This is a genomic window from Streptomyces sp., from assembly GCF_036524955.1.
Taxonomy (GTDB): domain Bacteria; phylum Actinomycetota; class Actinomycetes; order Streptomycetales; family Streptomycetaceae; genus Actinacidiphila.
Genome location: NZ_DATDBG010000027.1, coordinates 1 through 4639, shown reverse-complemented (window position 1 = coordinate 4639; position 4639 = coordinate 1). Strand labels below are relative to the sequence as shown.

Annotated in this window: 5 protein-coding genes; 1 reads left to right on the top strand and 4 read right to left on the bottom strand. The window is 72.5% G+C overall.

Translation table 11 applies throughout. From position 1 onward, the window contains the following. The 4 genes from VIW71_RS02280 to VIW71_RS02265 all read right to left on the bottom strand — a co-directional run. Nucleotides 1-375 (bottom strand): VanZ family protein (locus VIW71_RS02280; RefSeq protein ID WP_331620150.1); only part of this gene is annotated, 375 nt, incomplete at its 3' end. Between the two features lie 300 nt (nucleotides 376-675). Then, the gene (locus VIW71_RS02275; RefSeq protein ID WP_331620149.1) at nucleotides 676-1296 is read right to left on the bottom strand and encodes a hypothetical protein; all 621 of its coding nucleotides are present in this window, start codon (nucleotides 1294-1296) and stop codon (nucleotides 676-678) included. Continuing rightward, nucleotides 1293-2822, bottom strand: a complete 1530-nt coding sequence (locus VIW71_RS02270; RefSeq protein WP_331620148.1) for a HAMP domain-containing sensor histidine kinase — start codon at nucleotides 2820-2822, stop codon at nucleotides 1293-1295. The genes VIW71_RS02275 and VIW71_RS02270 overlap by 4 nt, the downstream gene beginning before the upstream one ends. Continuing rightward, entirely contained in the window at nucleotides 2819-3496 is a 678-nt protein-coding gene (locus VIW71_RS02265) for a response regulator transcription factor (protein ID WP_177246411.1), read from the bottom strand. Before VIW71_RS02265 ends, VIW71_RS02270 begins: the two co-directional genes overlap by 4 nt. A gap of 256 nt (nucleotides 3497-3752) precedes the next feature. On the opposite strand from VIW71_RS02265, the gene VIW71_RS02260 reads away from it, so the two are divergent. After that, on the top strand, nucleotides 3753-4577 hold the full coding sequence (locus tag VIW71_RS02260; RefSeq protein WP_331620147.1) for a SigE family RNA polymerase sigma factor: 825 nt from the start codon (nucleotides 3753-3755) through the stop codon (nucleotides 4575-4577). Nucleotides 4578-4639 lie beyond the last annotated feature (62 nt).

The following is a 4639-nucleotide window of genomic DNA, read 5'->3' as shown; positions in this document are numbered from 1 at the left end:
CAACAGCGCGTCCACGTCGAAGAGCTGGCCCGGTACGAGGGTCTGGGTGAACTCCAGGGACAGGGAGACCATCAGGGCGGCGAAGACGGTCCGGACGAAGGAGGCGAACCCGGAGGCGTACACGTGGCCTCCGGCCATGGGCAGCAGGATCCCGAGCGGTGCGAGCAGGGCGAGGCCCGCGCTGATCCGGCGGGCGGCCTCCACCGGACCCATCCCCAGGTCGGCCCTTATCGTGCCCAGCGGTCGCAGATTCGGCGCGGGCACCCACGTCACGTAGTGCGGGCGCAGCAGCAGCCACCCGACGAAGCCCAGGTACCCGGCGGTCAGCAGCAGCCCGACCGCGCGCACCTTGACCAACGGGGACTCGTGCCGCACGCTCTCAACGACGCGATTCGCTGCGCGGCGGTTCCGGTTCTCCCGCACCCGGCGCGCGGCGCCCTGACATACGACCGCTCCCGGGGCGCCCGGCTCTCGGACCGACCCTCCGCTCCCTCGCCCGGAGGGCGGTGCGGTGCCTGCTCGCCGTGGCCGGTTGTTCGGCACGGCTGGGGTCGCGCCGTTTCGCTGCCCGCCGGTGCGGCGGTTGTGAGGGTGTTGTGCGGCGTCCCCTGGCCCCTCGGTTCCTGTCGGGTTCGTGCGGGCCGGTCGGTGCGGGGGTCCTCTCAGGCGTGCCCGTTACTGGACCGGGACGCCTGCGGTGTCGGCGGGGTCGGGGGTGGTGCGGAGGGCGGGGGTGCAGGTGTAGACGCGGGCGGTGGTGGAGGGAGGGGAGCCGGCGAGGGTGACGGTGCGGTCCGGGGCGATCTGGGTACCGGCGGCGGTGAGAGTGCAGACGATCTGGGCGAGGGCGAAGGAGGGGAGTTCGTCGAGGGGCTGGCTGAGCCGGAGGGTGTCGCGGGGGTCGGTCGCACGCGGACCGGCGACCGCCAAAGTGGCCGGCACCGCCGTGGAGAACCCGGCCTGCGACTCCGCGGTCAGCGGCCCCCGCTGCAACTGCGCGAGCAGTTCCCTGACCTCGGCGATCCGGTCGAACGCCCCGGCCCGCCGGGGAACGCTCCGCCGCACCGGGGTGATCTGCAACCCGCACACCAGGTAGACCTGCCGCACCACCGTCTCCGCCTCGGGCGCGGTCCCGGCGTGCGGCACCGCGCACGACGTCCGCGACGGCGCGGGCCCGGCGTCCACCGGCACCGTGGTGGTACGGATGCCGCACCCGGTCAGCGGCGCCGCCAGCAGCGCGCCCGCGACCAGCAGCCGGCCCGCGGCCGTACGCGGACCCGTCCTCGTACTCCTCATCGCGCGTCCCCCGCCGGACCGTCGGCGTCGGGCGTGCCCCCCGGACGGCGGGGGAGCCGCAGCGTGAAGACGGCTCCTCCGTGCGGACCGTTCGCCGCGGTGATGCCGCCGCCGTGGATGTGGGCGTTCTCCAGCGCGATGGACAGGCCGAGGCCGCTGCCCTCGGAACGGGCCCGGGAGGCGTCCGCCTTGTAGAACCGGTCGAAGACGTGCGGCAGCACGTCCTCGGGGATGCCGGGACCGTGGTCGGACACTTCGACGACCACCTGGCCGGCGTCGCCGCCGGTCGCGTCCGCGCTTTGCTCCGTCCGCAGCGACACCCGCACCGGCGAACCGCCGTGCTTGAGCGCGTTGCCGATCAGGTTCGCCATGATCACGTCCAGCCGCCGCGGGTCCAGTGTGGCCAGCACCCCGCGCGGCGCGTCCAGTTCCACCGAGTCCAGCCAGGCCCGCGCATCCATGCATGCGATCAGCATGTCCGCGACATCGACCTCGTCGACTCGCAGCTTCGCGGTACCCGCGTCGAACCGGGTGACCTCCATCAGTGTCTCCACCAGTTCGTTCAGCCGCCGTGTCTCGCTGACCACCAGTCGTACCGCCGGAGCGATCATCGGGTCCAGTGCCTCGGCCTCGTCCTCCAGCACATCGGTCACCGCCGTGATCGCGGTCAGCGGCGTGCGCAGCTCGTGCGACATGTCCGCGACGAACCGGCGGCTGGCCGCCTCCCGCGCGCTCAGCTCGTCGACCCGGTTCTCCAGCGCCTCGGCCGCCTTGTTGAACGTCCGTGACATCTCGGCCAGCTCATCGGTCCCGGTCACCTTCAGGCGGGTGTCCAGGTGCCCCTCGCCGAGCCGCTGCGCCGCCTCGCCGAGCCGGCGTACCGGGCGCAGCACCGCCGAACCGGCCGCCTGCGCCAGCAGCGCCGCGCCGATCAGCGCCAGCAGCGTGGCGATCCCCAGCGACCAGGCCAGCGAGTTCAGATCCTTGCGTTCGGCGTCCAGCGACTTGAGCATGTAGCCGGTCGCGCCGTCGCCGTTGATCCGCGCGCCCGCCACCAGGAACGGGTGGCCCTGCCGCGAGATCCGCTCCCAGAGCAGGTGGTACTGCTTGTCCTCCCTGGTGTGCAGGGTGTTCACCGCCCGCTGGAGCGACGGCGGCACATCGTCCATCGTGAACACGTCCCGGTTCGACGGCGCCGCGCACGGCGCGTTGTCCGGCGTCGTGCCCAGCAGCACCACCTGGTACGTGTCCGGGCCGCCGATCCGCTGCGCCGCGTTGTTCAGCGACTGGCAGGTCGGATCGACCGGGAGCGAGGCCGCGTTGCGCTGGAGGGAGTCCCGGAAGTCGTTGAGCGCGCTGTTCTGTGCGCGGGTCAGCACGGCGTCGCGGTTGAGCCAGTACGCGATCCCGGACACCGACACCGCGGCGGTCAGCGCCACCGCGGCGAACACCGCGACCAGCCGCAGCCGCAGGGAGGTCCAGCGCAGCAGGCCGGACGCCCAGCCGCCGGGGCCGCCACGGCTCACTGCGGCGTGTCCAGGCGGTATCCGACGCCCCGCACGGTACGGATCAGGGTCGGCGACGACGGCACGTCCTCGATCTTGGCCCGCAGCCGCTGCACGCACGCGTCGACCAGCCGTGAGTCGCCGAGGTAGTCGTGCTCCCACACCAGCCGCAGCAACTGCTGCCGGGACAGCGCCTGCCCCGGCCGCCGGCTCAGCTCCAGCAGCAGCCGCAGTTCGGTCGGCGTGAGCTGCAGATCCTCGCCGTCCTTGGTCACCGTCATGGCGCTGCGGTCGATGACGATCGAGCCGAAGGCCGCCGAGTCGGTGCTGTCGCGCTCGCCGCGTCGCAGCACCGCCCGGATGCGGGCGTCCAGCACGCGCGGCTGCACCGGCTTGATCACGTAGTCGTCGGCCCCGGACTCCAGGCCCACCACGACGTCGATGTCGTCGCTGCGCGCGGTCAGCAGGATGATCGGCAGTTGGTCGGTGCGGCGGATGCGCCGGCACACCTCGAAACCGTCGATGCCCGGCAGCATCACGTCCAGCACGATCAGATCCGGCCGCTGCTCCTTGAGCAGCCGCAGGCCGTCCTCGCCGGTCGCCGCGGCCACCACGCGGTGGCCCTGACGGGACAGGCCGAGTTCGAGACCCGTTCGGATGGCGTCGTCATCCTCGATCAGCAACAGGAAAGGCACGCCGGTCATTGTGACCTACCACCGGTGGCCGGAAGAAGCGCGGGAACACACCTGGTGAAGACGGGGCGATCGGGGTTCCGGTGGCGGTCCGCGCCGGTACGACGCCGGCCGGGTGGTCTGTGACGGGCTTGTGACACTCGGCGGACAGCGTCATGAAACTGGCCCGGCAGTCTATTGGGCATCGGACGAGCGCAGTACCTCACACCGGGTGCGACGCCGAAGACCACGCTGCGGGTTCCATCGACGGGGGCGCGACATGAACGCACTGCACAGCATCATCACCGGCGCAGTTCATTCCGCCGCTTGCGGGCACGCCCACCAGGCCGCCTGCGGGCCGGCCCACACCGTCGCCCGGACCACCGAGATGTCCGGTGCCGCGAGCGGACGGGGGTACACTCGCGGCGCCGGACGCACCGCTCACCAGCCCGGCGCCGTACGGCACCGGCCGGCGCACATAGCTCCGGTCGCGCCGCTCGGCGGGACGGGCCCCTCGGCCGAACCGGACGGGACCACCGGGGAGCGGGTTTCCGCGCGGCGCTCCACGGCGCAGGAGGCAGAGGCGGAGGCGGCCTTCACCGCCTACGTCCAGGAACGCCGGGCCTCTCTCTACGCGACCGCGTACCACCTGACCGGTGACCGTTTCGCTGCCGAGGACCTGCTGCAGAGCGCCCTGTTCTCCACCTACCGGGCCTGGGACCGGATCAGCGACAAGGCCGCGGTCGGCGGCTACCTGCGCCGTACCATGACCAACCTGCACATCAGTGCCTGGCGGCGGCGCAAGCTCAGCGAGTACCCGACCGAGGAGCTGCCCGAGACCGTCGGCGACACCGACGAGATGGGCGGCACCGAGCTGCGCGCGGTCCTCTGGCAGGCCCTCGCCCGGCTGCCCGAACAGCACCGCACCATGCTCGTCCTGCGCTACTACGAAGGCCGCACCGACCCGGAGATCGCCGACATCCTGGGCATCAGCGTCGGCACCGTGAAGAGCAGCATCTGGCGCTCGCTGCGGCGGATGCGCGAGGACGAGGCGCTGAGTTTCGGACGCGACGAGCACGACGCGTTCGGTGAGCTGGTGGCCTGACCGGCCACCGGTCGAGGGGGGACCGGGGGAAACGGGGGAACGGGGGAGTCAGGGCCGGCCGG

Coding starts and splice junctions, on each gene's coding strand:
- VIW71_RS02275 (WP_331620149.1), bottom strand. CDS start 1,296: ATGAGGAGTACGAGGACGGGTCCGCGTACGGCCGCGGGCCGGCTGCTG.
- VIW71_RS02260 (WP_331620147.1), top strand. CDS start 3,753: ATGAACGCACTGCACAGCATCATCACCGGCGCAGTTCATTCCGCCGCT.